The following is a 26,404-nucleotide window of genomic DNA, read 5'->3' as shown; positions in this document are numbered from 1 at the left end:
GGGCCGCTAATGGCCCCGATCGAAGTGTTTCAGGTGATATCGACCTTTTCTGGCTCGTCCAGGCCCATGGCGTGCAGGCGGGCATAATAGCCATTAGCCTGCAGCAACTGGGCATGGGTGCCGCGCTCGACCAATTTGCCCTGGTCCATTACCAGGATCATGTCGGCCTTCTCGATTGTCGACAGGCGGTGGGCGATGACCAGGGTGGTGCGGCCCTTCATCACATGATCCAGGGCTGCCTGGATGTGCCGCTCGGATTCGGTATCCAGCGCCGAAGTCGCCTCGTCGAGAATCAACAGCGGAGCGTTCTTCAGCAATGCCCTGGCGATCGCCAAGCGCTGGCGCTGGCCACCGGACAGCAGCACGCCGTTCTCGCCAACCTGGGTATCGAAGCCCTTGGGCAACTGATCGACGAAGTCCTTGGCATAGGCATCGGCCGCGGCAGCCTCGATGGCCTCACGCGGTGCGCCAGCCAGGTCGCCATAGGCGATGTTGTTGGCCACGGTGTCGTTGAACAGGGTGACGTGCTGGGTCACCTGGGCGACATGCCGGCGCAGGTTGCGCAGCTTGTACGCTTCGATCTCGACGCCATCGAGCAGGATCTGCCCTTTGTCGTGGTGGTAGAAGCGCGGAATCAACCCGGCCAGGGTCGACTTGCCGCTACCGGAGCGACCGACCAAGGCAATCATCTGCCCAGGCTCGGCGGTGAAGCTGATGTCGCTGAGCACCTCGCGCTCGGTACCTGGATAGGTAAAGCTGAGGTTGCGCACCTCCAGGCGACCCTCGACCCGCTCTTTTTCCACGGTGCCGGTGTCCTGCTCGGGCTTCTCGTCCAACTGCTCGAAGATGCTCTCGGCGCCGGCCAGGCCCTTCTGGATGGTCGAACTGACTTCCGACAGCTGGCGAATCGGCTTGGGCAGCAGGCCCGCGGCGGTGATGTAGGCGACCAGGTCACCCGCCGAGGCATCGCCACGCAGGAACAGCACCAGGAACATCAGCGAAGCCATGGCGCTGTAGATCACCAACTGCAGCATCGGCGTGTACAGCGCACCGGTCTTGGTCATGCGCAGCTGTTTGTCGGTGTTGCTCTGGCTGGCGGCGCCAAAACGACGCTGCTCGTAAGCCTCGCCGCCGAAGCTGCGCACCACGCGATAACCCTGGATGGTTTCGGAGGCAACGTGGGTCACGTCGCCCATGGCCACCTGGATCTTCTTGCTCTGCTTACGGAATTTCTTGCTGGCGGTGCTGACCATCACGGCGATGATCGGCAGGATGGCGAGCATTACCAGGGTCAGTTTCCAGTTCATCCACAGCAAGTAGGCGAACAGGAACACCACGGTCAGGCCTTCGCGGATCACCACCTTGATCGCATCGGTGGCGGCACCGGTGACCATGGTCACGTTGAAGGTGATGCGGGAAATCAGGTGACCGGAGTTGTGGTTGTCGAAATAGCGGTTGGGCAATACCAGCAGCTTGTTGAACAACTCAACGCGCAAGTCGTGCACCAGGCCCAGGGAGACCTTGGCCAGGAAGTAGTTACCCAGGAACGAGCCCAGGCCCTGCCACGCGGCGATCAGGATGATCAACAGCGGCACTGCCTGCAGCAGCTGCAGGTCACGCAGATAAGGGACATTGGGGAACAATACCGCTTGCGGATTGCTCAACCCATCGACGAAATACTTGAGAATCCCCGCCAGCATCGGCTGAGTCGAGGCGAAGATTATGAAACCCACGATACTCAGCATGAAAATGCCAATGTAGGGTTTCACGTAGCTCAACAGCCGGAAATAGATTTTCAGGCTGGAGGTGTGCTCCGCAGGTAGCGGTGTTTCGGCCATCATCGAGCTCACTGTTCAGGTTGAACCGCAAATTTTAACACAGGCGTTTCCTTGCCAAAGTATCGGGCAACACCATCATGGTACTGCTGCCTGTTTTTCGGCATTATGGCCGGTCATTTTTGCTTGCCAGACGACAAGGCCCTATCCATGCAATGCTCCCGGCTCTCCCAGGTCGACTTCGATCAGCTGACACTTGGCGCTCAGGTGCTTGAGGCAGATAGCCACGGCGCCAAAGTCTACCTGCTTGAGGATGGAAATATCCTCAAGGTTTTTCGTCGCAAGCGATTGATTTCATCTGCGCTGCTGCGGCCGTACTCGCAACGCTTCGTCGACAATGCCGCGCGCCTGGCGCAATTGGGCATCCCCACCCTCGAAGTGATCAGCCAGCACAAGCTCGAGCTGCCAGGGCGTACCGCCGTGCTCTACCGCCCGCTGCCAGGGCGCACCTTGCTGCAGTTGTCACGCGAAGCGGGCTTCAGCTGGGACAGCTACCTTCCAAGGCTGGTCGAGCTGATTCGCCAGTTGCACCGCTCGGGGATCTACTTCCGCTCGCTGCACCTGGGCAATGTGGTTGAAACGCCTGACCAGCAACTTGGCCTGATCGATGTGGCCGACATGCGTTTTCTGCGAGCCCCGCTGTCATCACGCATGATTCGGCGCAATGTGCAGCACATGGCGCGTTACATCGAACGGGAAAACCTGGCCAGCCGCTTCCCTCTCGCCGAGCTTGAGGCGGCCCTGCTACCGGGCTGAGCCCAAGCCACGCAGCAGCTCGGCCGAGCCTTGCTGGAAAGCCTGCCAGGCCTGCTCCGGCGCCAATGCCTGGCGCTGGCGCAGCGCCACCTCAGCAGCATCGAGCTGTGCACAGCGGGCGATTGCCTGGGCCCAGGCCTGGGTATCCCCGACCGGCAGGTAGCAACCCCCCTCAGCCAACTGCTCGCGAAACACCGCAAGGTCGCTGCACACCACCGGCACATCGGCCATCACCGCTTCCTGCACCACAAGGCCCAAGCCCTCGGCGCGCGAGGGCACCAGCAGCCAGTCAAAGGCGCGATACAGCTGATGCAGGCTTTCCCGGTGGCCACACAGCCAAACATTGGCTGACAGCCCCAGCGCCGCGATTTGTGCCTGAAGGCTGGCCCGCAGCGGCCCCTCGCCCAGTATCGCCAGGTGCAGATCGGGCTGGCCGGCATGGGCCTTGGCGAACGCCTCGAGCAGTACCTCGAAGCCTTTGCTGGCTACCAGGCGGCCCACCGCGCCGAAAATCTGCCCGTGTTGTGGCAAGCCCAGGGCCTGGCGGGCCTGATCCTGGGTCAGCAAGCTGGCAGAGAATGCCGCTGGATCCAGGGCCATGCGCAACGTCCGCACCGGGCGGCCAAGATCCTGCTCAAGCGACTGGGCCAAGGTCTGCGATACCGCCGCAATATCCAGCCGATCGAGCGGGACGCTCAGCAACAGCTGAACATCGGCGCGGCTCAGGCGAGTTTCGCCATGAAACAGGATCGCCGCCCGCACGCCCGGCAATTGCTGCAGCAGCGGCAGCACCAGTCGGGCGACCCCGACCCCATCGAGCAACAGCACATCGGCCTGGGCAGCCAGCAATGCTCGGCGCAGCCGCCGGCGCAAAAAAGGTACCAGCAAGCGCCAGGCATGACGGCCCTTGAGCGCGCGCTGCGGCATGTTCCACTGGCGCGTGCTACCAATACCGCAGCTCAGTTCGCCGCCAAGCAGCAACCAGTTACTGATATGCGCGTGCGCCCCAGCCTGGCTCAGCACCTGATGGTGAACCTTGTGGATCGACATGTAGGGCGAGCCGCCGGCCCACATCATGTTGACGATATTCATGCGCATGACTCCGCGCGTGCGAGAAAGCCTGCCGTTACAGCGGAATCAATAAACAAAAACAGTGTTTCCCATTTCAAACACATCTTGAGGCGCGACCAGTGAACAACCCACTGCCGACTCAGAACCCCAGGCTCAAGCGCAGTCGCTGCCAGGCCGACACAGGTGCGCGCAGACGCAGCGGCGGGCGCATATGCTCGACGATATCTCGTCCAACTTGGGCGAAACTGAAGCGTGAAACGGCCAGTTCACGTCCGTTCACGGCAATTTGCCCGGCAAGCGCCGGATCGGCACGCAGCACCTTGAGCTTTTCCTGCAACGTCGGGATGCTGTCGTACAGCGCCACGTTGTGCATGTCCTGCAAGCCTAGAGCACGGTTCTCGGCTTCGCCTTGATCGAAGGCGAACAACACGCAACCACAGGCCATTGCCTCGAAATTCTTGATCATGTATTCGCCCATGCCGACATCGGCACTGACGAAGAAACGAATACGGTTGAGCGTGTTGCAGTAGTCCTCGCCCGAATTGGTCCGAGTGACCACCAGGTTCTCGACCTGGCCCAATTGGTCGAGCAGCGCCTTGCGGCCACTGTAGGCGACACTTTTGGTGCTGCCAACGAAGGCCAACTCGATATCGCGCGCTCGCCCTTGGTCGACCAGCAACTGCTCGTCATAGCCCTTGGGCACGAACACCGCATCGAAGCCCTCCTGACGCAGACGCTCGCTGACCATGAAGCCCGAACTGATCACCCGCGCCCACGGCAGCTTGCGATAGTGCTCGCTGAATTTGCCGGTGTACTTGCAGGGGATGTAGTTCTGGTAGGCGTCGTGCTCAAGAATGACCAGGTTGGGCACTGTGCGAATGAACGCGGCCTGGCGGATCTCCTGCTTGAAGCGCAGGAAAAAGACGATGCGGTCGTAACGCTCGACATCCACTTCGCGCTTGAAGTAGCGGCGCAGGTTGCGTTGATCGTCGCTGCTCAGCCAACGCAGGTCGCACTCGCAGTTGGCGGCAACGCCATCGTAGAGGCGGTCAAGGATCGCCCGCTGTTCCTTCTGCACCAGAAATAGGACTTTCATTGCGTTCCTTGGGCTCTCTACGCCATCACGATCAATCATAGGTCAGGGTCTACAGTTCTCGGCGCCAGAACAGCTCATGACGGCGCACCGCCTTGCGGAAAAACTCGTTCTCGCCATAGGGCGATGGCTGGCGCCCGGCCAGATAGCGCTGGAGCAACCGACGCAGGCGGCGCTTGAACGGCGCGGACGGCTGCAGGTCATGCATCATGCCCAGGGCCATCGCCTTGTCGCGCTGGGTAGGCAGATCAAGCAGTAGGCTGCACGGCGCCCACGCCTGTTCAGCGCTCAACTGCGGCGGCAAGGCCACGCCATCGCCGCTGTCGCCCATCGGCCAGCGGTCGTTGTCATGCAGGTGGTTGGCGTAGCACAGCAACGTGCTGGGCTGCCAAGCTATGCCCTGCAACGCCTCGAGTACCGCGGCCTGGGCGCAGAGGTGATCGGGGTGAGGGTCGAGGGTTGGATGCGGCATTACCAGGATTTCTGGCTTGGCCATTTCCAGCAGCGCCCGCAGGTCAGCCAACAGATTGTTCCAAGTCGGCTCGCCGTCGGCGTCGGCCGGCAGCGGGAAAGGGTTGAAGCAGCGGAAGGGGCGGATGTCGGCCATGTCGGCTTCACGCGAGGCGGCAGGCTGATCTGGCGCAGCTTGCATGGTCGGCAACTGCAGGCAGAAGTAACCCAACTGCACGCAACGCGACTCCGGCACCCCAGCCCAACGCGGCACGGCAATGCTGTCCCAAGCACGCAGGCGCCCTTTCAGGCGCGCGGCCTCGGCCTTGGCCAGGCCCATCTGCTGATAATGTTCGGCTTCGATCTCGCCAGCGGTCAGGGTCACCACCCAGGCTTCATCGGCCTGGCTGTAGAGCCCATAGGCGGCCAGCTCGGCATCGTCGGCATGCGGTGCGATGACCATGATGCGGCGACGGCGCAACTCGCTGTGCGCGGTTATCCACAGGCGCGGCGTGCCTAGCAAGCGGCAGTAGCGGCCGCGCAGCCGCAGGCGACCAGCGCTCAAGGCGCCGCCCAGGCCGGTCAGATTGAGAAAACGCAGGCCATCGGCGCCACGTTCGAAGGTTTGCTGATCGACCTGCTCGCCATCGAGCAGCTCGACCCGCGGATCGACGAAGCGACCGAGCCAGCTGCTCTTGACCCGGATTTCCAGGACCAGGGTTTCATCGCCGGCCAACTGCGCATCCGCCGTCAGCAGCCCATCGCTCAGGCTCGCCGAGGCCTCGCGGGTCTGCTCGCCAAAGCGATACTGGTAGTCCTCACCCGGCGAATAGAACAGGTGATCGGCAAACCAGGCTTCATGGGCCGCCCAGATCAATGGCAACAGCAGCAGCGGCAACCACCACCAGCTGACAACGCCCAACACCAGCAATAGCAGCAAACCTGCCAGCAGACCTAGGCGCTTGAGGCGCCGGTGGCGTTTGAGCAACTGCTGCTTGCGGTTCATACCTGATAGACCGGCACAGAGGTGCACCAACGATCCTTGTACTCGCGGTCAGCACGACCGAAAGAGAACCGCAGCGGCTTGTTGCGCGCCCGGGCATCTTCCCAAGCGGCCTGGGTGTTGAGGAAGCTCAGCACGCTACCCGGGCTGAACGCCTTGGTTTCGGGGTCTACCCCACCGTTGACGTATTCGACGCTGATCCACTCGGGCGCCTCGACCCGGTACACCAGCTGGATGGCAATCGGTGCGCCATCGAGCAGCAGCACCGAACCGATCAGCAGCTCGCGCAGCCGCTCCAGCACTTCGGCCATGCGCTCGGCGCCAGTGGCCGGAAAACCCCAGCGACGCTTGAACAGGTCGCAGTACATGGCGGCGATTTCCGTGGCGCTGAAGTCGCTGATCGGCCGCACCACGCCGCCCGCCTCTTCGAGCAGACGCAGCTCGCGGCGCTGGTTGTAGCGAAACTTTTTCGACAAGTCTTCATGGGCGCGGGCCATCGCCAACTGCTCGGCCTGAGCCTTGAGGCCGGTAAAGCGGCCTTGGTTAAGCTCGGACAGGTAGCGCCCCGCATGGCGCAACGGCGCGCCGGCATCAGCGGCCGCCGGCAGGATCAGCTCGGCGTTACCCAGGTCGAATAGGCCTTTCTTGCCATGACGCTTGAGCACGTCCTTGGACAAGGCCAGATGCCGCCCCCAGGTAGGAATCGCCGCTTTGAGCTCACCGCTGTGCTGCCAGCCCAGATAACGCACTGGGATCTGCGCCAGGTCCGCCAGTTGTTCGATCACCAAGGGGTGAGTCGCCACGCTGCCGCCGAAGCGTTGCCAGGCCTCGGCATAAGCCGATGCGTCGATGGCCTGCCAACCGCGTTCACGCAGCGCGCGGATATGATTGAGCATCACGGCTGCACCGCCAACGCCCGCACCTGCGGCAGTTGCCAGAAGGTGTCGCGTACCGCCTGGTCGCTGAAGCGCTCGTGCAGGCGTTGCAGCATGTGCGCGGCACACGCCTGGCGCTGCTCGGCATCCAGCCCGGCCATGTGTTTAAGACCCTGGGCCAACTGCCCGGCATCGCCGAGCGCGAATAACACCCCCACGCCTTCGACCACTTCCCGTGCGCCGCCGCAGGCGGTGGCCAGCAGCGGCACACCAGCGACCATCGCTTCGAGCAGGACCATGCCGAACGGCTCATGGTCGGAGCTCAGGGCAAACACGTCGAATGCCTGGAAGTAGCGCCGAGCGTCCGGCACCTGCCCCAGAAAATCGACCTGAGCGGCAATGCCAAGCTCGGCGGCCAAGGCCTTGAGCTGGTCTTCCAGGCGCCCGGTGCCGAGCACCGCCAGGCGTGCGCCAGCGGGCAGCTCCGGTAGCGCCTGAGCGAAGCCTTTGAGCAGGGTCGCTTGGTCCTTGTCCGGGTGCAGGCGACCGACGTTAGCGACAATCCACGCCTGCGGGTCCAGCCCAAGCGCACTGCGCGCTGCCTCCCGAGCGACCAGGCTGGCCCGCAAACCTTCGACATTGATGCGGTTGTACAGGGTCTGGATTCGCTCGGCCGGCCAGTTCGGCAGGCAGCGGCGCATGTCATCGCGCACTGCATCGGAAACCCCGAGCAGGCTCAGGCGCTTACTGAACAGATTGGCGAACAGTCGGCGGCCTTTGCGCTGGTAGTCGCCGAACGCGTGGTGCACGCCGATAACCGGCAATTTGGTGCCGAGCAAGGCGACGTAGATCGGCTTGAAGCGATGGGCGATGCAGAAACTAAAGTTGCGCTCGGCGGCAATTTTGCGCAAAGCAGCAATGGCGCCCAGCTTCAGGCCGCGAACGGCCTTGGAGCTGAACTCCAAAAATAGCACCTCATCCGACGCACAGCCGGCCGCCACCTGCGGGTCGGCCTTGCCGGTGAGGAACACCGTGGTCACCTGATAACCGCTGCCCTGGAACAGGCTGGCGTACTGACGGGCACAATCCAGGAAAGGCCCGTCATAGCCATGGCAGAACTGCAGGACGCGCGGTTCAGAGCGGCTGGTCATAAGGCGCGGCGCCATCCTTGACGACCAGAATGTCTTCCATGATCAGGTACTGCAGGTCCGAGCCGAAGAACATGTTCAGGGCATCGGTCGGCGAGCAGATCATCGGCTCGCCACGACGATTGAGCGACGTGTTGAGCGACACGCCGTTACCGGTCAGGTCTTCAAGCGCCTTCATCATGTCGTAGTAGCGCGGGTTGTACTCGCGCTTGAGCACCTGGGCACGCGAGGTGCCGTCTTCGTGGACCACTTCTGGCACACGGGTTTTCCACTCTTCAGCCACTTCGAAGGTGAAGGTCATGAACGGCGCCGGGTGATCGACCTTGATCATCTGCGGCGCGACGGTGTCGAGCATCGACGGGCAGAAAGGCCTCCAGCGCTCGCGGAACTTGATCTGGTGGTTGATGCGGTCGGCCACGCCTTCCACGCTCGGACAGCCGATGATCGAACGACCACCCAGCGCCCGCGGACCAAACTCCATACGCCCCTGGAACCAGGCCACCGGGTTGCCGTCGACCATGATCTTGGCGATTTGCTGCGGCATGTTGTCGAGCTTGCGCCATTTCGGCTGGCTCGGGTGACGGGCACAGGCAGCGATCACGTCCTCGTTGGAGTACGCAGGGCCGAGGTAGACGTGTTCCATCTTCTCGACCGGCACACCACGGGCATGCGACACGTAGGCAGCAGCGCCCACGGCAGTACCGGCGTCACCGGAGGCCGGCTGGACGAACAGCTCCTTGACGTCGGAACGGGCGATGATCTTCTGGTTGAGCTTGACGTTCAGGGCGCAGCCGCCCGCGAAGGCCAGCTTGCCGGTTTCCTTGAGGGTGTCGCCCAGATAATGGTCGATCATCTGCAGGGCGAGCTTTTCGAACAGCGCCTGCATGCTGGCCGCGTAGTGGATGTACGGCTCGTCGGCGATATCGCCTTCGCGCTTGGGCCCCAGCCACTCGATCAGTTTCGGCGAGAAATAAAAGCCTTTGCCCTTCTCTTTATAGCGGCGCAGGCCGATGACGTTGGCGTACTCGGTGTTGATCACCAGTTCGCCGTTTTCGAAGCTGGCCAGGCGCGAGAAGTCGTACTTGCTGGCATCGCCGTACGGCGCCATGCCCATGACCTTGAACTCGCCATCGAGCATTTCGAAACCGAGGAACTCAGTGATCGCACCGTACAGGCCGCCCAGCGAGTCTGGATCGAAGAACTCCTTGATCTTGTGGATCTTGCCGTTCTCGCCATAGCCAAAGAAGGTGGTGGCGTACTCACCCTTGCCGTCGATGCCGAGGATCGCGGTTTTTTCCTTGAAGCCCGAGCAGTGGTAGGCACTGGAGGCGTGAGCCAGGTGGTGCTCGACCGGCTCGATCTTGATCTTCTTCGGATCGAAGCCCAGTTGCTCCAGGCACCAGACGATCTTCTTGCGGTAGCGCTTGTAGCGACGGTTGCCCATCAGGATAGCGTCGAGGGCGCGGTCCGGGGCGTACCAGTAGCGCTTGGCGTAGTGCCAGCGAGCCTTGCCGAACAGGCTGATCGGGGCGAAGGGAATGGCTACCACATCGACGTCCGACGGCTTGATGCCGGCCTGCTCCAGGCAGAACTTCGCCGATTCGTAGGGCATGCGGTTCTTCGCATGCTTGTCACGCACGAAGCGCTCTTCTTCGGCGGCGGCAATCAGCTTGCCGTCGATGTACAGGGCCGCGGAAGGGTCATGGCTAAGGGCGCCGGACAGGCCAAGAATCGTCAATGCCAAGGGTCTAGCCTCTTCATTCGGTAGAGATGCGCCAACGGCCTCGTGGGCGGAGGGCGGCTAAAGGGCGGGATTATAACGCAAAGATGGCCCGGCGCGATGGCGTGGGAGCGGGCTTGCCCCACGATGGTGGTGGATCTGCTGACACCATCGCGGGGCAAGCCCGCTCCCACGGGATATGCAGAGCGCTTTACTCAGCGATCAGCCAGTCCATGCGCCAGCTGCCAGCAGTCCGCGCCAACTCCTTGGCCAACCAAGGCAGCAACTCGCGCAGCTCTTCTTCCAGGCCCCACGGCGGGTTGGCGATGGCCAGGCCCGAGCCGTTCAAGCCCTGCGGGCTGTCCTGGTGATGCACATAGAGCTCGACCCGCAGCAGTTTCGGCGCGCCGGTGCTGGTCAGGTCCTGATAGAAGCGGGTCAGCGAACGCTGATCCTTGATCGGGTACCAAATGGCCGCGACCGTCTGGCGCATGCGGCCAATCGCCTCTTTCATGGCCACGGTGCAGCGCTTGAGCTCGTCAGCCTGCTCGAACGGCGGGTCGATCAGCATGATCGCGCGCTTTTCCTGCACCGGCAGCAGCGCCCGCGGCACATGCCAGCCTTCGCCCAGGTGAACCGTGACCCGTGGGTCTTTCTTCATGTTCTCTTTGAGCAGCGGACCGTCTTCGGGGTGCTTCTCATTGAGCAACGCGCGATCCTGCTGACGCATCAGCCGGCGAGCCAGTTCTGGCGAGCCTGGGTAGTAGCGCAGCTCGCCATCCTGGTTCAGACGCTTGATGACACGCAGGTAGTCGGCCGTGCTCGCCGGCAGATCATCGCGGTTCCACAAGCGCGCGACACCTTCCAGGTATTCACCGGTGCGCGTCGCCTGATCGCCCTGCAAGTCGTACAGGCCGAGACCGGCGTGGGTATCGATGTAGGCGAACGGCTGCTCCTTGCGCGACATCAGGGCGATGAGGCGGGTCAGCACGATGTGTTTGAGGACGTCGGCGTGGTTGCCGGCGTGGAAGGCGTGACGATAGTTCATGGCAACTCCTGCAAGGTCGGCAAGTTTACCTTGTCGCGCCTGAGGAGTCAGGCCTGACGGTGATCAGCGGCTGCCCGCTGCCGCCATGAAGCAACTACCAGGGAGCGGGCTTGCCCCGCGATGAGGCCAAACCCGACCCAATAAAAAACCCGCACCTGGAACAGGTGCGGGTTTTTCAGGCAACGATCAAACCCGCATCACTTACCGATATGGTAAGCCTGGTCGGCCTTCTCGAAGCGCGAAACCATGCTGCTCGATGGGCTACCCAGCTTGCTCACCACGAAGATCGCGATGGTCGCGAACAGGAAGCCTGGGATGATCTCGTACAGACCGGTATCCAGCTGCTTCCAGAAGATCACGGTCAGCGCACCGATGACGATACCGGCCAGGGCGCCGTTGCGGGTCATGCCCTTCCACAGCACCGAGATCAGCACCACCGGACCAAACGCTGCACCGAAACCTGCCCAGGCATAAGCCACCAGGCCAAGTACGCGGTTATCCGGGTTGGCAGCCAGGGCAATGGCGATCAGCGCCACAGCCAGCACCATCAGGCGACCGACCCAGACCAGCTCGACCTGCGAAGCATTCTTGCGCAGGAAGGCCTTGTAGAAGTCTTCGGTCAGGGCGCTGGAGCACACCAGCAGCTGGCAGCTCAAGGTACTCATCACCGCCGCCAGGATGGCCGACAGCAGCACACCGGCAACCCACGGGTTGAACAGAATCTTCGCCAGCTCGATGAATACCCGCTCGTGGTTCTCGGTGACCGGACCGGCCAGCTCAGGGTTGGCCGAGAAGTAGGCGATACCGAAGAAGCCCACGGCGCAGGTACCGGCCAGGCACAGGATCATCCAGGTCATGGAGATGCGGCGGGCGTTGGCGATCGACTTGACCGAGTCAGCGGCCATGAAGCGCGCCAGGATGTGCGGCTGGCCGAAGTAGCCCAGGCCCCAGCCCATCAGCGAGATGATGCCGATGAAGGTCGCACCCTTGAACATGTCGAAGTTGGCCGGGTTCTGCGCCTCGATGGCGAGGAAAGTGGTGTCGACGCCGCCGGTGGAGATCAGCACGATGATCGGCGTAAGGATCAGCGCGAAGATCATCAGCGAGGCCTGCACGGTGTCGGTCCAGCTCACCGCCAGGAAGCCACCGACGAAGGTGTAGGCGATGGTTGCCGCAGCACCGGCCCACAGGGCGGTTTCGTACGACATGCCGAAGGTGCTTTCGAACAGGCGTGCGCCGGCCACGATGCCGGAGGCGCAATAGATGGTGAAGAACACCAGGATGACGATCGCCGAGATGATCCGCAGCAGCCCGCTGTTGTCTTCGAAGCGGCTGGCGAAGTAGTCCGGCAGGGTCAGCGCGTCACCGTTGTGCTCGGTCTGCACACGCAGACGGCCAGCGACGAACAGCCAGTTCAGGTAGGCACCGACGGTCAGGCCGATGGCGATCCAGGCCTCGGAAAGGCCCGACATGTAGATGGCGCCCGGCAGGCCCATCAGCAGCCAGCCGCTCATGTCCGAAGCGCCAGCTGAGAGCGCGGTCACCACGCTGCCAAGACTACGTCCACCGAGGATGTAGTCGGAGAGGTTGTTGGTGGAGCGATAGGCCGCGAAGCCGATCAGCACCATTGCCGCGATGTAGATCACGAAAGTGATCGTGATTGGATTGCCCATGGTTGTGCCCTGGCGTTTGTTTTTATCTCTTGCGACCACCGGATAAGGCGGTTGCACCCAGGCGGCGCATCCTATGCAACAACATGAAGCGGGTGCAACCATTTTTCATTTGCAAGTTGCACCCCGTAATGCAATTTCGCCTAAAGCGTGTTTTTTGCTCCTTTTTGGAGCAAACACAGCGTTTTTCAGAAGAAAACGCACCTCGTATGACCATTCTTGCTGTGTAGGATTTGTCGTCAGACGAGTTGCACCTGATCCTACAAAAAATCGGGTTGCACCCGGTTGCACCCGGATTGTCCTACAGCTAATCTTGGCGCCAGCTTAGGCCACGCCCGTGGCAATAATGAGGATAAGAAATGGCGACGACCACCCTTGGGGTCAAACTCGACGACCCTACCCGTGAGCGACTCAAAGCAGCTGCGCAGTCCATCGACCGCACGCCGCATTGGTTGATCAAGCAAGCGATCTTCAATTACCTGGAGAAGCTCGAGGGTGGTGCCACCCTGACCGAACTCAACGGTCATGCCAGCAACCTTTCCGACGACGCCGGCGAAGTTCAGCCCGAGCACAGCCACCAGTGCTTCCTCGAATTTGCCGAAAGCATTCTGCCGCAGTCGGTACTGCGTTCGGCGATCACGGCCGCCTACCGCCGCCCTGAGCAAGAAATGGTGCCAATGCTGCTGGAGCAGGCGCGCCTGTCCAGCGCTCAAGCCGAAGCCACCAACAAACTGGCCTCCGGCATCGCCGAAAAACTGCGTAACCAGAAGAGCGCCAGCGGCCGTGCCGGTATCGTCCAGGGCCTGCTGCAAGAGTTCTCGCTGTCGTCCCAGGAAGGCGTGGCACTGATGTGCCTGGCCGAAGCACTGCTGCGCATCCCCGACAAGGGCACCCGTGACGCGCTGATCCGCGACAAGATCAGCACCGGCAACTGGCAACCGCACCTGGGCAACAGCCCATCGCTGTTCGTCAACGCCGCGACCTGGGGCCTGCTGCTGACCGGCAAGCTGGTCTCCACCCACAACGAATCCGGCCTGACCTCCTCGCTCACCCGCATCATCGGCAAGAGTGGCGAGCCGATGATCCGCAAGGGCGTCGATATGGCCATGCGCCTGATGGGCGAGCAGTTCGTCACCGGCGAGACCATCGCCGAAGCCCTGGCCAACGCCAGCCGCTTCGAATCGAAGGGCTTCCGTTATTCCTACGACATGCTCGGCGAAGCCGCACTGACCGAGCACGACGCGCAGAAATACCTGGCCTCCTACGAGCAAGCGATCCACTCGATCGGCAAAGCCTCGCACGGGCGCGGCATCTATGAAGGCCCGGGCATCTCGATCAAGCTCTCGGCCTTGCACCCGCGCTACAGCCGCGCCCAGTACGAGCGCGTGATGGATGAGCTGTACCCGCGCCTGCTGTCGCTGACCTTGCTGGCCAAGCAATACGACATCGGCCTCAACATCGACGCTGAAGAGGCCGACCGCCTGGAGCTGTCGCTGGACCTGCTCGAACGCCTGTGCTTCGAGCCTTCGCTGGCGGGCTGGAACGGCATCGGCTTCGTCATCCAGGCTTACCAGAAGCGCTGCCCGTATGTGATCGACTCGGTCATCGACCTGGCCAAGCGCAGCCGTCACCGCCTGATGATCCGCCTGGTCAAGGGTGCCTACTGGGACAGCGAGATCAAGCGCGCCCAGGTCGAAGGCCTGGAAGGCTACCCGGTGTACACCCGCAAGGTGTACACCGACGTCTCCTATATCGCCTGCGCCCGCAAGCTGCTGTCGGTACCCGAAGCGATCTACCCGCAGTTCGCCACCCACAACGCCCACACCCTGTCGGCCATCTACCATATCGCCGGGCAGAACTACTACCCGGGCCAGTACGAGTTCCAGTGCCTGCACGGCATGGGCGAGCCGCTGTATGAGCAGGTAGTAGGCAAAGTCTCCGAAGGCAAGCTCAACCGTCCGTGCCGCGTCTACGCCCCAGTCGGCACCCACGAGACGCTGCTGGCCTACCTGGTCCGCCGCCTGCTGGAAAACGGCGCCAACACGTCGTTCGTCAACCGCATCGCCGATCACTCGATCTCGATTCAAGAGCTGGTCGCCGACCCGGTCGCCAGCATCGAGCAGATGGCCACCCAGGAAGGCAGCATCGGCCTGCCACACCCACGCATTCCGCTGCCGCGTGAGCTGTATGGCAGCGAGCGGGCCAACTCGGCCGGCATCGACCTGGCTAACGAACATCGCCTGGCATCGCTGTCCTGCGCCCTGCTGGCGACCGCTCACAACGACTGGAAAGCGGCCCCTCTGCTGGGTTGCGCCAGCAGCCAGGAAGCGGCGGCGCCGGTACTCAATCCGTCCGATCACCGTGACGTGGTTGGCCACGTGCAGGAAGCGACCGTCGCTGATGTCGACAATGCCATCCAGTGCGCACTGAATGCCGCACCGATCTGGCAGGCCACGCCGCCGGCCGAGCGCGCCGCGATCCTTGAGCGCAGCGCCGACCTGATGGAAGCCGAGATCCAGCCGCTGATGGGCCTGCTGGTCCGCGAAGCGGGCAAGACCTACGCCAACGCCATCGCCGAAGTGCGCGAAGCCGTCGACTTCCTGCGCTACTACGCGGTGCAGGCACGCAACGATTTCAGCAACGACGCCCACCGCCCACTGGGCCCTGTGGTGTGCATCAGCCCGTGGAACTTCCCCCTGGCCATCTTCAGCGGCCAAGTCGCCGCAGCCCTGGCCGCAGGCAACCCGGTGCTGGCCAAGCCTGCCGAGCAAACGCCACTGGTCGCCGCCCAGGCCGTGCGCCTGCTGCTCGAAGCCGGTATCCCGGAAGGCGTCCTGCAACTGCTGCCAGGCCGCGGCGAAACCGTCGGTGCCCGCCTGGTCGGTGATGAGCGGGTCAAAGGCGTGATGTTCACCGGCTCCACCGAAGTGGCCCGCCTGCTGCAACGCAACATCGCCGGTCGCCTGGATGCCCAAGGTCGGCCGATCCCGCTGATCGCCGAAACCGGTGGCCAGAACGCGATGATCGTCGACTCCTCGGCGCTGACCGAGCAGGTGGTGATCGACGTGGTTTCCTCGGCCTTCGACAGTGCCGGCCAGCGTTGCTCGGCGCTGCGCGTACTGTGCCTGCAGGAAGACTCCGCCGACCGCGTGATCGAAATGCTCAAGGGCGCCATGGCGCAGAGCCGCCAAGGCAACCCAGAGCGCCTGTCCGTGGACATCGGCCCGGTGATCGATGCTGAAGCCAAGGCAGGTATCGAGAAGCACATCCAAGGCATGCGCGAAAAAGGCCGCACCGTTTACCAGGTGGCCATCGCCGATGCCGCCGAGTGCAAGCGCGGCACCTTCGTCATGCCGACCCTGATCGAGCTGGAAAGCTTCGACGAGCTCAAGCGCGAGATCTTCGGCCCGGTGCTGCACGTGGTGCGCTACAACCGCCGCAACCTCGACCAGCTGATCGAGCAGATCAACGCTTCCGGCTACGGCCTGACCCTCGGCGTGCACACCCGCATCGACGAGACCATCGCCAAGGTTGTGGATAACGTCAACGCCGGCAACATGTACGTCAACCGCAACATCGTCGGCGCGGTGGTCGGCGTGCAGCCATTCGGTGGTGAAGGCCTGTCCGGCACCGGTCCGAAAGCGGGCGGCCCGCTGTACCTGTACCGCCTGCTGTCGACCCGCCCGGCCGACGCCGTAGTCCGTCACTTCCAGCGTGCCGATGGCGAAGCCAAGGTCGATAGCGTCCTGCGCGATCAACTGATCAAGCCACTGCACGCCCTCAAGGCCTGGGCCGAGAGCAACCAACTGGCTGAGCTGTCGAGCCTGTGCGAGCAGTTCGCCGCCCAGTCGCAGAGTGGTATCAGCCGCCTGCTGCCAGGCCCGACCGGCGAGCGCAACAGCTACACCATCCTGCCGCGCGAGCACGTGCTGTGCCTGGCTGACAACGAGGCAGACTTGCTCGCTCAGCTGGCCGCGGTATTGGCCGTGGGTAGCTCGGCGGTGTTCCAGGACGGCGAGCCGGCGAAGAGCCTGCGTGCTCGCCTGCCGAAGGAACTGCAAGCCAAGGTCAAGCTGGTTGCCGATTGGAACAAGGACGAAGTTGCGTTCGATGCAGTCATTCACCATGGCGACTCGGATCAACTGCGCGCAGTGTGCGAGCAAGTAGCCAAGCGCGCCGGTGCGATCGTTGGTGTGCACGGGCTGTCCAGCGGCGACCATCAGATTGCCTTGGAGCGCTTGGTGATCGAGCGCGCGGTGAGCGTAAACACCGCTGCGGCGGGTGGTAACGCTAGCTTGATGACCATCGGCTGATAGGGCTGAGGTAAATGAAAAGGAGAGCTTCGGCTCTCCTTTTCATTGGGTATCGGATCTGTCAGGTGCTCGCCTTTGAGCTTCCAGTATTCTTGCGATCACACGCCGCCCGCAGCGCATCGCGGGATAAGCCCGCTCCAGTTTTCGGCCGTTCACAGGCACTGCGCCCAGCACAGATGGTGTAGGCGCGGGCTTGCCCCGCGATGCACCGCGCAGGCGGTGCTCGATCTTAACGGCGCCAGCAAAACCAGCCCCAGCCCGAGCACTTTTCTCACCCTATCACCCTCATCTATTTAGCTACCCCCTCCCCCCCGGCGCCGCCTAGACTGGTTCCAACCCGATTAGGACCACGCCCATGCCCGAGACCCTGCTCAGCTCCCGCAACCTCGCCTTCGAACTCTACGAAGTGCTCGACGCCCAAGCCCTGACCCAGCGTCCGCGCTTCGCCGAGCACAGCCGCGAGACTTTCGATGCAGCGCTGACCACGGCGCGCACCATCGCCGAAAAGTACTTCGCGCCGCACAACCGCAAGGGCGATGAGCACGAGCCGCGTTATGTCGACGGGCGCGCCGAGCTGATCCCGGAGGTCAAGCCGGCGGTCGATGCCTTCCTCCAAGCGGGCTTTCTCAATGCCAACCGCGATTTCGAAGTGGGCGGCATGCAGCTGCCGAGCCTGGTCTCGCAGGCCTGCTTCGCACATTTCCAGGCGGCCAACGCTGGCACCACGGCCTACCCATTCCTGACCATGGGTGCGGCCAACCTGATCGAGAGTTTTGGCACAGAACAGCACAAACGCCTGTTCTTGCAGCCGATGATCGATGGCCGCTACTTCGGCACCATGGCGCTGACCGAGCCGCATGCCGGTTCTTCACTGGCCGATATCCGCACCCGCGCCGAGCCTGCTGCTGACGGCAGCTACCGGATCAAGGGCAACAAGATCTTCATTTCTGGCGGCGACCATGAGCTTTCAGAGAACATCGTGCACATGGTCCTGGCCAAACTGCCGGATGCGCCTGCCGGGGTGAAGGGTATCTCGCTGTTCATCGTGCCCAAGTACCTGGTCAACCAGGACGGCAGCCTCGGACCGCGCAACGATGTGGCGTTGGCCGGGCTGTTCCACAAGATGGGCTGGCGCGGCACCACCTCCACCGCGCTGAATTTCGGCGACAACGGCGAGTGTGTCGGCTACCTGATCGGCCAGCCGCACCAGGGTCTGGCCTGCATGTTCCAGATGATGAACGAGGCGCGCATCGGGGTCGGCATGGGCGCGGTGATGCTCGGCTATGCCGGCTACCTGTACTCCCTGGAATACGCCCGTCAACGGCCGCAGGGCCGGCTGCCGGACAACAAGGATCCGCACAGCCCGGCGGTGCCGATCATTGCCCACAGCGATGTGAAGCGCATGCTGCTGGCGCAAAAAGCCTATGTCGAAGGCGCCTTCGACCTGGGCCTGTACGCGGCGCGGCTGTTCGACGACACCCACACCGCGCCCAGCGAAGAGGGCCGACGCCAGGCCCAGGAGCTGCTCGACCTGCTGACGCCGATCGTCAAATCCTGGCCGTCGGAGTTTTGTCTCAAAGCCAATGAACTGGCGATCCAGATCCTCGGCGGCCATGGCTATACCCGCGAATATCCGGTGGAGCAGTACTACCGCGACAACCGCCTGAACCCGATCCATGAGGGCACCCATGGCATTCAGTCGCTCGACCTGATGGGGCGTAAATTGGCGCAGAACGGCGGTGCCGGGCTCAAGCAGTTGATTCGCCTGATCGCCACCACCGGCGAGCGCGCCAGCCACCACCCACGCCTTGACACTCTGCGCGAGCCGCTCGAGCAACTGGTCAACCGGCTGCAGGCCGTCACCCTGGCCCTGCTGGGTGACCTGGCGCAAGGCAAGATCAGTGCCGCGCTGGCCAACTCGGCGCTGTACCTCAAGGCCTTCGGCCATTGCGTGATCGGTTGGCGTTGGCTGGAACAGGCGATCCACGCCGAGATCGGACTGCTCAACGGCCATCAGGCAGACCGTGACTTTTATCTGGGCAAATTGCAGGCCGCGCGTTATTTCCTGACCTGGGAAGTGCCGGGCTGCCATAATGACCTCGCATTGCTCGAGGCCCGCGACGATACTTGCCTGGGCATGCATGAGGGGTGGTTCTAGGGGGAGCCACCGCGCACACGGAGGTTCCCGCATGTTCGATTCCAGCGCCCTGCTGCGCCAGCGCTTCGCTGCGTTGCGCAGTACGGCCGAGTTGTTTTCCCTGCGCCATGTGAAACAGTCCTACCAAGGCCTGTCGGTGCGCCGCAATGTCGCCGAGCCGCCATTCTTCAGCCAGGATGAAGGCGCCATGCTCACGGTGCGCATCAACGGTGTCGAGGCCTACGCGGCCACCGCCGACCTGTCCCAAGCCGGTTTGCAACAGGCACTGCAACAGGCCGAGGCATTGGCGCGGCAGATCGCCGCGCACAGCCTGCTCGACCTGCGCGAACACGCCGTGCCCAGCGAGCGTCACGAGCATATTTCGCCAAACTTCGAGCAGTCCTTGCCCAACCTTGCCGATTGCCTCGACCTGCTCGCCGCCGAGTCGGCCAGCGTGCCCAAGGACAGCCGCCTGGTCGACTGGCAGGCGAGCCTGGGCATCAGCCGCGTCGAGCAGACCTACCTGAACTCCGCTGGCGCCGAGCTGCGCCATGCCCAGCGCTTTCTGTTCCCGGGCCTTGGGGTAACGGCCAGCGACGGCCAGGATAGCCAGAGCCGCAGCCTGGGGCGGGACAACTTCGGCCAGCAGGGCGGCTTCGAGATCATCCAGCGCTGTGGCCTGGTCGGCGCCGCCCGCCGCGTGGCCGATGAGGCCCTGCAATTGCTGCTGGCGCCCAACACCCCTAGCGGCCCGCGCGACCTGCTGTTGATGCCCGACCAGATGATGCTGCAAATCCACGAGTCGATCGGCCACCCGCTGGAGATGGACCGCATCCTCGGTGACGAGCGCAACTACGCCGGGACCAGCTTCGTCAAAGCCAGCGACTTCGGCCACCTGCAATACGGCTCGACACTACTCAACGTGACCTTCGACCCAACCATCGACGAAGAGCTGGCCAGCTACAGCCACGACGATGACGGGACCCGGGCCCGCAAACAGTTCCTGATTCGCCAAGGCAAGCTGCTGCGTCCGCTGGGTGGCGCGCTGTCGCAATTCCGCTCGGGGCTTGACGGGGTGGCCAACAGCCGCGCCTGTAGCTGGAACCGCGCACCCATCGACCGCATGGCCAACCTCAACATCGAGCCAGGCGATCAGTCGCTCGAGCAGCTGATCGGCGGCATCGAGCGCGGCATCCTGATGCGCACCAACCGTTCCTGGTCCATCGACGATGCGCGCAACAAGTTCCAGTTCGGCTGCGAGTGGGGCCAGTTGATCGAAGAGGGTCAGCTCAAGGGCGTGGTGAAGAACCCCAACTACCGCGGTATCTCCGCGCAGTTCTGGAGCAACCTGGCGGCAGTTGGCGATCGCAGCACCTTCCAGGTCCTCGGCACGCCCAACTGCGGCAAGGGCGAGCCTAACCAGGTAGTCCGCGTGGGCCATGCTTCGCCGGCTTGTGTATTCCGCCAGATCGACGTATTCGGAGGAGACGCCTGATGAGCGCCACACCCCAGCAACGCTTCGAACAGCTGCTGAGCGCCTTGCGCGCTGCGCTGCAGGATGGCGAGCAGTTCACCCTCGGCTTCAGCGCCGAGCAGTCGCAATTCATCCGTTTCAACCATGCCAAGGTGCGTCAGGCTGGCGAAGTCAGCCAGGCCAGCGCGCAACTGCGGCTGGTGCGCGATGGCCGCCAAGCCGAGCAGCAGTTCACCCTGTGTGGCGACGCCGAGCTCGACCGCCAGCGCCTGCACGAGGCCCTCGAGCAACTGCGCCAGACCCTGCCACTGCTGGCGCTCGATCCTTACCTGAGCCTGGACGACAGCGCCTGGCAGTCGCACAGCCAGCAGCAACAAGCGCTGCCTGACATCGCCGAGGTGCTGGCGCTGGTGGAACGCGAGGCGGGTCAGTTGGACCTGGTGGGTATCTACGCAGCCGGGCCGATCTGTCGGGGCTTTGCCAGCTCCTATGGCGCCTTTGGCTGGCATCAGGCCAATAGTTTCAACTTCGACTGGAGCCTGTTCCACGCCAATGGCCAGGCGGTCAAAGCCAACTACGCCGGGCAGTCGTGGGATGCTGCAGCGATGGTCGAGCGCCTGCGCCTGAGCCGCGAGCAACTGGCGTTTCTTGGCCGGCCGGCGATTACCCTCAAGCCTGGCAGCTATCGCGCCTACCTGGCGCCAGCGGCCATGGATGAAATTGCCGGGATGCTCGGCTGGGGCGGCTTCTCAGCCCAGGCCCTGGCCACGGGTAACAGCCCGTTGCAGCGACTGTACGGCGGCGATGCGCAGCTCAATCCGCTGGTCAGTTTCGACGAGCAGGTCAGCGGCTCGCTGAGCCCTGCGTTTTCCGATGAAGGCCTGCCGCGCCGCGATGTTCGGCTGATCGGCGAAGGGCGTGGCCTGGAGCGGCTGATCAGCGCGCGCAGCGCCGCTGAATTCGCCCTGACGGCCAATGGCGCGGACAGCTACGAGGCGCCGTGCGCCCTGAGCCTGGCGCCGGGCAATCTGCCTTCGGCGCAGATTCTGCAGCGCCTGGGCACCGGGCTGTACATCAGCAACCTGTGGTACCTGAACTACTCGGACCTGCCAGCGGCGCGCATGACCGGCCTGACGCGTTTTGCCACCTTCTGGGTGGAGGATGGCCAGATCCAGGGGCCGGTCAGCACCATGCGCTTCGACGATACCCTTTACAACCTGCTGGGTAACCAGCTGGAGGACCTGACCTGTGAGCGCGAGTTGATCCTGTCGACCAGCACCTATGGCCAGCGGCACACCGGATCGAGTCATTTGCCCGGGGCGTTGGTCAAAGGGCTCACGCTTACCCTGTAAACACCTCTGTACGGCTTTTCGTGGGAGCGGGCTTGCCCCGCGATAGCGTCAGCCATTGTCGGCCCTGTCGATCAGGCTGACGCTATCGCGGGGCAAGCCCGCTCCCACGAGCCCCGCTCAGTTGCTCTCGACGCGAAGGTTGCTTATGTCCGAACGCCCGCCGCTGGACCCCGTCACCGCCCGCTGGATCCCCTGGGTCGTGGCCATCGCCTTCTTCATGCAGTCGCTGGACGGCACCATCCTCAATACCGCCCTGCCGGCCATGGCCGGTTCACTCGAAGAAGACCCCCTGCGCATGCAAGGCGTGATCATCGCCTACATGCTCACCGTCGCCCTGCTGATTCCGGCCTCTGGCTGGATCGCCGATCGCTTCGGCACCAAACGGATCTTCTTCAGCGCGATTCTGCTATTCAGCTTCGGCTCGCTGCTGTGTGCCATCGCCAACAGCCTGACCTTCCTGATCATCGCCCGGATCATCCAGGGCCTGGGCGGCGCGCTGATGCTGCCGGTGGGGCGCCTGGTGGTCCTGCGCGCCTATCCGCGCTCGGAGCTGGTGCGGATCATGAGCTTCATCACCATTCCCGGCCTGCTCGGCCCGCTGCTCGGGCCGACGATGGGCGGTTGGCTGGTGGAGATCCTCAGTTGGCACTGGATCTTTTTGCTCAACCTGCCGGTGGGCGCCCTGGGCTGCTATGCGGTATGGAAGTTCATCCCCGACCTGCGCGGCACGGAACGGACCACCTTCGATGCCCCGGGCTTCATTCTGTTCGGCGCGGCGATGGTACTGATCACCATCGCCATGGAAGGCCTGGGCGAGCTGCACCTGCCGCACTTGCGCGTGATGTTGTTGCTGTTCGCCGGCATGGCGTGCCTGGCGGCCTACTGGCTGCGCGCCGGGCGCGATCCGGAGCCGCTGTTCTCGCCCAGCCTGTTCCGCGTGCGGACCTTTGCCATCGGCATCCTGGGTAACCTGTTCGCTCGCCTGGGCAGCGGCGCGTTGCCATTTTTGGTGCCGTTGTTGCTGCAGATCGCCTTGGGCTACTCGCCCTCCCAGGCGGGGATGAGCATGATCCCCCTGGCGGCGGCGGCGATGCTCGCCAAGTCAATTGCCAGGCCGCTGATCGAACGCCTGGGCTACCGGATCATCCTCACCGGCAATACCTTGCTGCTGGGCATTCTGCTGGCCAGCCTGGGCCTGGTGGACGAGCAGACGCCTTACGCCCTGCTGCTAGTGCAGTTGTCCTTGCTCGGCGCGGTCAACTCGCTGCAGTTCACCGCGATGAATACAGTGACCCTGATCGACCTGGACGACGCCAGCGCCAGCAGTGGCAACAGCTTGCTGTCGGTGGTCGCGCAGCTGTCGCTGAGCCTGGGCGTGGCCTGCGCCGGTGCCTTGCTTGGCGGTTTCACCGCGGCCGGCAGCGCCGAGGGCGTGGAAACCACCCTGGGCGCGTTCCAGCTGACCTTCTTCACCATCGGCCTGATGGCCATGCTGGCGGCGGCGATCTTCCTGCAACTGGCGCCGACAGACGGAAGGCGTGCCCGTCGTCCGGAACCGGAGATCGAACCTTAGGGCGAATGGCCACGAGGCTGGTAGACTGTGCGGCATTTTTCGCTTCGCAACGCAGGCCCGCCTCGTGACCACCGAATCCACCGCATTTGCCACTCTGCCGCTGTCCGCCGCCATGCTGGCCAACCTGGACGCCCTCGGCTATGCCGCGATGACCCCGATCCAGGCCCAGAGCCTGCCGGTCATCCTCAAGGGCCAGGACCTGATCGCCCAGGCCAAGACCGGCAGCGGCAAGACCGCCGCCTTCGGCATCGGCCTGCTCAACCCGATCAACCCGCGCTACTTCGGCTGCCAGGCGCTGGTCCTGTGCCCGACCCGCGAGCTGGCCGACCAGGTCGCCAAAGAACTGCGCCGGCTGGCCCGGGCCGAGGACAACATCAAGATCCTGACCCTGTGCGGCGGCGTCTCGCTCGGCCCGCAGATCGCCTCGCTGGAGCATGGCGCGCACATCATCGTCGGCACCCCAGGCCGGGTGCAGCAGCACCTGGACAAGGGCACCCTGGTGCTCGATGGGCTCAACACCCTGGTGCTCGACGAAGCTGACCGGATGCTCGACATGGGCTTCTTCGACGCCATCGCCAGCATCATCGGCAAGACCCCGGCGCGCCGCCAGACCTTGCTGTTCTCCGCCACCTATCCAAGCGGCATCGAGCAACTGGCCGCAGACTTCATGCGCAAGCCGCAGCAGGTCAAGGTCGAAGCGTTGCACAGCGAAACCCAGATCGAGCAGAGCTTTATCGAGATCGACCCACAGCAGCGCCTCGAAGCGCTGACCCGGGTGCTTGGCCACTATCGCCCTGAATCGTGCGTGGCGTTCTGCTTCACCAAGCAGCAGTGCGAAGAGGTGGTTGCCCACCTCACCGCAAAGGGCATCGTTGCCCAGGCCCTGCATGGTGATCTGGAGCAGCGTGACCGCGATCAGGTGCTGGCCATGTTCGCCAACCGCAGCAGCTCGGTACTGGTGGCCACTGACGTCGCCGCCCGTGGCCTGGATATCGATGGCTTGGACATGGTGATCAACGTTGAGCTGGCGCGCGACGCCGAGATCCACGTACACCGCGTTGGTCGTACCGGTCGCGCTGGCGAGAAAGGCGTGGCGGTGAGCCTGGTGGCACCGGCCGAAGGCCATCGCGCCCAGGCCATCGAGCAGTTGCAGAAGCGCCCGCTGCGCTGGGAGCAACTGGACAGCCTGAAGAACAAAGGCGGTGAACCGCTGCTGCCGGTCATGGCCACCTTGTGCATTGCCGCCGGACGCAAGGACAAGCTGCGCCCAGGCGATATCCTTGGCGCGCTGACCGGTGATGCGGGGATTCCTGGCAAGCAGGTAGGCAAGATCGCCATCTTCGACTTCCAGGCCTTCGTGGCGGTGGAGCGGGCCTTGGCCAAGCAGGCCATGCAGCGGCTCAACAGCGGCAAGATCAAGGGCCGTTCGCTGAAAGTTCGTATCCTTTAAGCAGCACCACGTGCCCTGTAGGAGCGGGCTTGCCACGCGATAGCGGTCGACCAGGCACGTCGTTGACCCGGCTGACGCTATCGCGGAACAAGCCCACTCCTACCAGGGTGGCGTCGACCTCCTATTTCATCGTTCGCAGGGAAACTATCTTGCACTCCACCGACGTGATCATCCTCGGCGCTGGCGCCGCCGGCCTGATGTGCGCTCAACTCAGTGCCCGACGCGGGCGCCGGGTGCTTCTGCTCGACCACGCCAACAAACCGGGCAAGAAGATCCTCATGTCCGGCGGCGGGCGCTGCAACTTCACCAACCTGTACACCGAGCCTGGCAACTTCCTCTCGCACAACCCACATTTCTGCAAGTCGGCGCTGGCCCGCTACACCCAGTGGGACTTCATCGAGCTGGTGGCCAAGCATGGCGTGCCATATCACGAGAAGAAGCTGGGCCAGCTGTTTTGCGATAACAAGTCCAGCGACATCCTCAACCTGCTGCTCGCCGAATGTGACGATGCCGGGGTCGAGCTGCGCATGGAAACCAGCATCGAGACCATCGACAAGACCGACAGCGGTTATCGCCTGCACACCAGCGCCGGGCCGTTTGCCTGCCAGTCGCTGGTGATCGCCACCGGCGGTCTGTCGATTCCGACCCTGGGCGCCAGCGGCTTTGGCTATCAGGTCGCACGCCAGTTCGGCCACAGCCTGCTGCCCACCCGCGCAGGTTTGGTGCCGTTCACCATCACCGAGCCCCAGCTCAAGGCACTGTGCAGTGAACTCTCGGGGACCTCGCTCGATTGCACCGCCAGCTGCAACGGCACCAGCTTCCGCGAGAACCTGCTGTTCACCCATCGTGGCCTGAGTGGCCCGGCGATCTTGCAGATCTCTTCGTTCTGGGAGGCAGGCGACACGGTCGAGATCAACCTGCTGCCGGACCGCGATGCCCTCGACTGGCTGCAACAGCAACAGACCGAGCGCGCCAACAGCGAACTGAAGACCGTGCTGGGCGAGGTGTTCACGCGCAAGCTGGCCAACCTGTTGGCTGATCAATGGTTCGTCTCCAAGCCGATGAAGCAGTACACCCCGGCCGAGCTTGTGCAGATCGCCGAGAAGCTGGCGGCCTGGCAGATTGTGCCGGCCGGGACTGAGGGCTATCGCACTGCTGAGGTGACGCTTGGCGGGGTGGATACCCGCGAGGTGTCGTCCAAGACCATGGAATCGCTGAAGAGCCCGGGGCTGTACTTCATTGGTGAAGTACTGGACGTCAGCGGCCACCTGGGTGGGTTTAATTTCCAGTGGGCCTGGGCCTCGGCTAACGCCGCCGCGCAGTTCGTGTAAGGTAGAATCCTTTCAGCACGGAACGCTTCTTGCTGGTCCGTGCCAGGATGCATCAAAGCTGGGTCCGCTGCGCGGCCCTTCGCGGGCAAGCCCGCTCCCACAGAG

Annotated in this window: 17 protein-coding genes; 8 read left to right on the top strand and 9 right to left on the bottom strand. The window is 63.5% G+C overall.

Annotation, left to right across the window (positions count from 1 at the left end):
• Positions 1-29: 29 nt before the first annotated feature.
• Entirely contained in the window at positions 30-1,838 is a 1,809-nt protein-coding gene (gene msbA, locus OIU19_RS21670; RefSeq protein WP_264236730.1) for a lipid A export permease/ATP-binding protein MsbA, read from the bottom strand.
• Between the two features lie 147 nt (positions 1,839-1,985).
• Between msbA and OIU19_RS21665 the strand changes: the two genes are divergently transcribed.
• Positions 1,986-2,591, top strand: coding sequence for a toluene tolerance protein (locus OIU19_RS21665; protein WP_264236729.1), 606 nt, complete (start codon positions 1,986-1,988; stop codon positions 2,589-2,591).
• Here the strand turns inward: OIU19_RS21665 and OIU19_RS21660 are convergent.
• The 8 genes from OIU19_RS21660 to putP all read right to left on the bottom strand — a co-directional run bounded on the left by OIU19_RS21660 (position 2,580) and on the right by putP (position 12,672).
• A complete protein-coding gene (locus OIU19_RS21660; protein WP_264236728.1) occupies positions 2,580-3,683 on the bottom strand; it encodes a glycosyltransferase in 1,104 nt (367 codons plus the stop codon). The two genes, OIU19_RS21665 and OIU19_RS21660, sit on opposite strands and share 12 nt — an antisense overlap.
• 118 nt (positions 3,684-3,801) lie before the next feature.
• Positions 3,802-4,758: a glycosyltransferase gene (locus tag OIU19_RS21655; RefSeq protein ID WP_264236727.1), complete on the bottom strand. Its 957-nt coding sequence runs from the start codon at positions 4,756-4,758 to the stop codon at positions 3,802-3,804.
• A 49-nt stretch (positions 4,759-4,807) separates the two neighbouring features.
• Positions 4,808-6,211, bottom strand: coding sequence for a PIG-L deacetylase family protein (locus OIU19_RS21650; RefSeq protein ID WP_264236726.1), 1,404 nt, complete (start codon positions 6,209-6,211; stop codon positions 4,808-4,810).
• The gene (locus OIU19_RS21645; RefSeq protein WP_264236725.1) at positions 6,208-7,104 is read right to left on the bottom strand and encodes an antimicrobial resistance protein Mig-14; all 897 of its coding nucleotides are present in this window, start codon (positions 7,102-7,104) and stop codon (positions 6,208-6,210) included. Before OIU19_RS21645 ends, OIU19_RS21650 begins: the two co-directional genes overlap by 4 nt.
• On the bottom strand, positions 7,104-8,234 hold the full coding sequence (locus OIU19_RS21640; protein WP_264236724.1) for a glycosyltransferase: 1,131 nt from the start codon (positions 8,232-8,234) through the stop codon (positions 7,104-7,106). Before OIU19_RS21640 ends, OIU19_RS21645 begins: the two co-directional genes overlap by 1 nt.
• Positions 8,218-9,975 (bottom strand): carbamoyltransferase, encoded by a 1,758-nt coding sequence (locus OIU19_RS21635; RefSeq protein ID WP_186555644.1) that lies wholly within the window; start codon positions 9,973-9,975, stop codon positions 8,218-8,220. Before OIU19_RS21635 ends, OIU19_RS21640 begins: the two co-directional genes overlap by 17 nt.
• A 187-nt stretch (positions 9,976-10,162) precedes the next feature.
• Positions 10,163-10,999 carry a 23S rRNA (adenine(2030)-N(6))-methyltransferase RlmJ gene (locus tag OIU19_RS21630; RefSeq protein ID WP_264236722.1) on the bottom strand — a complete coding sequence of 279 codons (837 nt, stop codon included), beginning with the start codon at positions 10,997-10,999 and terminating at the stop codon, positions 10,163-10,165.
• Positions 11,000-11,196: 197 nt separating this feature from the next.
• On the bottom strand, positions 11,197-12,672 hold the full coding sequence (gene putP, locus OIU19_RS21625; protein ID WP_264236721.1) for a sodium/proline symporter PutP: 1,476 nt from the start codon (positions 12,670-12,672) through the stop codon (positions 11,197-11,199).
• A gap of 356 nt (positions 12,673-13,028) precedes the next feature.
• Between putP and putA the strand changes: the two genes are divergently transcribed.
• The 7 genes from putA (at position 13,029) to OIU19_RS21590 (ending at position 26,299) form a co-directional block, all read left to right on the top strand.
• The gene (putA, locus tag OIU19_RS21620; RefSeq protein ID WP_264236720.1) at positions 13,029-16,982 is read left to right on the top strand and encodes a trifunctional transcriptional regulator/proline dehydrogenase/L-glutamate gamma-semialdehyde dehydrogenase; all 3,954 of its coding nucleotides are present in this window, start codon (positions 13,029-13,031) and stop codon (positions 16,980-16,982) included.
• Positions 16,983-17,337: 355 nt separating this feature from the next.
• The gene (locus tag OIU19_RS21615) at positions 17,338-19,140 is read left to right on the top strand and encodes an acyl-CoA dehydrogenase (protein ID WP_264236719.1); all 1,803 of its coding nucleotides are present in this window, start codon (positions 17,338-17,340) and stop codon (positions 19,138-19,140) included.
• Positions 19,141-19,171: 31 nt separating this feature from the next.
• Complete coding sequence (locus OIU19_RS21610) at positions 19,172-20,614, top strand: TldD/PmbA family protein (protein ID WP_264236718.1); 1,443 nt, start codon at positions 19,172-19,174, stop codon at positions 20,612-20,614.
• Entirely contained in the window at positions 20,614-21,945 is a 1,332-nt protein-coding gene (locus tag OIU19_RS21605; protein ID WP_264236717.1) for a TldD/PmbA family protein, read from the top strand. The genes OIU19_RS21610 and OIU19_RS21605 overlap by 1 nt, the downstream gene beginning before the upstream one ends.
• Positions 21,946-22,090: 145 nt before the next feature.
• Complete coding sequence (mdtD, locus tag OIU19_RS21600; RefSeq protein WP_264236716.1) at positions 22,091-23,518, top strand: multidrug transporter subunit MdtD; 1,428 nt, start codon at positions 22,091-22,093, stop codon at positions 23,516-23,518.
• 112 nt (positions 23,519-23,630) lie between these two features.
• Entirely contained in the window at positions 23,631-24,968 is a 1,338-nt protein-coding gene (dbpA, locus tag OIU19_RS21595; protein WP_264082888.1) for an ATP-dependent RNA helicase DbpA, read from the top strand.
• Between the two features lie 149 nt (positions 24,969-25,117).
• Positions 25,118-26,299 carry an NAD(P)/FAD-dependent oxidoreductase gene (locus tag OIU19_RS21590; protein ID WP_264236715.1) on the top strand — a complete coding sequence of 394 codons (1,182 nt, stop codon included), beginning with the start codon at positions 25,118-25,120 and terminating at the stop codon, positions 26,297-26,299.
• Positions 26,300-26,404 lie beyond the last annotated feature (105 nt).

It is taken from the genome of Pseudomonas sp. BT-42-2 (assembly GCF_025847435.2).
GTDB classification, from domain to species: Bacteria; Pseudomonadota; Gammaproteobacteria; order Pseudomonadales; family Pseudomonadaceae; genus Aquipseudomonas; species Aquipseudomonas urmiensis.
The sequence above is the reverse complement of the archived record's forward strand: the minus strand, read 5'-3'. Positions and strand labels throughout refer to the sequence as shown.

Excerpts from the sequence above, each read along its gene's own strand:
- OIU19_RS21660 (WP_264236728.1), bottom strand. The coding sequence starts at position 3,683 with ATGAATATCGTCAACATGATGTGGGCCGGCGGCTCGCCCTACATGTCG.
- OIU19_RS21630 (WP_264236722.1), bottom strand. The coding sequence starts at position 10,999 with ATGAACTATCGTCACGCCTTCCACGCCGGCAACCACGCCGACGTCCTC.
- OIU19_RS21605 (WP_264236717.1), top strand. The coding sequence starts at position 20,614 with ATGAGCGCCACACCCCAGCAACGCTTCGAACAGCTGCTGAGCGCCTTG.
- OIU19_RS21665 (WP_264236729.1), top strand. The coding sequence starts at position 1,986 with ATGCAATGCTCCCGGCTCTCCCAGGTCGACTTCGATCAGCTGACACTT.
- OIU19_RS21645 (WP_264236725.1), bottom strand. The coding sequence starts at position 7,104 with ATGCTCAATCATATCCGCGCGCTGCGTGAACGCGGTTGGCAGGCCATC.
- OIU19_RS21610 (WP_264236718.1), top strand. The coding sequence starts at position 19,172 with ATGTTCGATTCCAGCGCCCTGCTGCGCCAGCGCTTCGCTGCGTTGCGC.
- dbpA (WP_264082888.1), top strand. The coding sequence starts at position 23,631 with ATGCTGGCCAACCTGGACGCCCTCGGCTATGCCGCGATGACCCCGATC.
- putP (WP_264236721.1), bottom strand. The coding sequence starts at position 12,672 with ATGGGCAATCCAATCACGATCACTTTCGTGATCTACATCGCGGCAATG.
- msbA (WP_264236730.1), bottom strand. The coding sequence starts at position 1,838 with ATGGCCGAAACACCGCTACCTGCGGAGCACACCTCCAGCCTGAAAATC.
- OIU19_RS21655 (WP_264236727.1), bottom strand. The coding sequence starts at position 4,758 with ATGAAAGTCCTATTTCTGGTGCAGAAGGAACAGCGGGCGATCCTTGAC.
- OIU19_RS21640 (WP_264236724.1), bottom strand. The coding sequence starts at position 8,234 with ATGACCAGCCGCTCTGAACCGCGCGTCCTGCAGTTCTGCCATGGCTAT.
- putA (WP_264236720.1), top strand. The coding sequence starts at position 13,029 with ATGGCGACGACCACCCTTGGGGTCAAACTCGACGACCCTACCCGTGAG.
- mdtD (WP_264236716.1), top strand. The coding sequence starts at position 22,091 with ATGTCCGAACGCCCGCCGCTGGACCCCGTCACCGCCCGCTGGATCCCC.
- OIU19_RS21615 (WP_264236719.1), top strand. The coding sequence starts at position 17,338 with ATGCCCGAGACCCTGCTCAGCTCCCGCAACCTCGCCTTCGAACTCTAC.
- OIU19_RS21650 (WP_264236726.1), bottom strand. The coding sequence starts at position 6,211 with ATGAACCGCAAGCAGCAGTTGCTCAAACGCCACCGGCGCCTCAAGCGC.